Genomic DNA, 734 nt, shown 5'->3' with positions numbered 1-734 from the left:
CGCCATGGTTTGGTCGCAATCCAGACCTCCGTTGTCCGTCGGAATTCCGGATACTCTTTCGAATCCGTTCCGTAAATCGATAACCAAGGTCGGCCGCGCTTCAAGCAACGTCACAAACGATAGCATGTTTGGATACGAATAGGAACGATCATTCCTAGAACGATCGTTCCGGCTCAGTTCCCATATCGCCATGGATCTCAAAGAGATCATGGCTGTGAACCTGCGTCGGAAACGCCACGATTTACAAATGACGCAGGAGGAGCTGGCCGAGCGCGCGGGGTTGAGCGCCCGTTACATCGGCGCGATCGAGCGCGGCGATGTATCAGCAAGCGTCACTGTGCTCGGACAAATTGCTGAAGCATTGGGGGTCGAACCGGGAGACCTGCTCAAGCGGGCGGCGCGGCTTAGCAAATCGTAAGCCGCCTGAGGCAGCCGCGAAGTACCCCGCCCGGAGGACCCGGCGGGGCTTGGGGCGATGTCACTCGCCGTTCTTGCGGGGCCGCGACCAGAGCAGGGTGTAGCCCTCACCGCCTTCGTCGTCGAACAGGTTCGCGTAGATCGGCGCGTTGAACGAGGGGTCGTCGAGCTTAAGCGAGAGGTAGTCGCGGCCCTCTTCGGAATGAATCAATGCTGCCGCTTCAAGTCAACGCCAATCCGTTCGACCTTGCAGTTTTCGCCACACCAAGCGATTCTGGCTGCCTCACAAGGCCGCCGAATTTTGCGCCGGAAAGTAG

The 734-nt window shown here is 58.9% G+C and carries 1 protein-coding gene and 1 pseudogene; one reads left to right on the top strand and one right to left on the bottom strand.

The features are described from left to right. The first annotated feature begins 190 nt into the window (after positions 1 to 190). Positions 191 to 418, top strand: a complete 228-nt coding sequence (locus tag IVA82_RS34670; RefSeq protein ID WP_247383526.1) for a helix-turn-helix transcriptional regulator — start codon at positions 191 to 193, stop codon at positions 416 to 418. Positions 419 to 478: 60 nt separating this feature from the next. Here the strand turns inward: IVA82_RS34670 and IVA82_RS34665 are convergent. After that, positions 479 to 619 (bottom strand): annotated as a pseudogene (locus IVA82_RS34665) (DUF736 family protein); the annotation flags it as partial. Positions 620 to 734: the final 115 nt, after the last annotated feature.

Source organism: Bradyrhizobium sp. 142 (genome assembly GCF_023074015.1).
Taxonomy (GTDB): domain Bacteria; phylum Pseudomonadota; class Alphaproteobacteria; order Rhizobiales; family Xanthobacteraceae; genus Bradyrhizobium.
The sequence above is the reverse complement of the archived record's forward strand: the minus strand, read 5'-3'. Positions and strand labels throughout refer to the sequence as shown.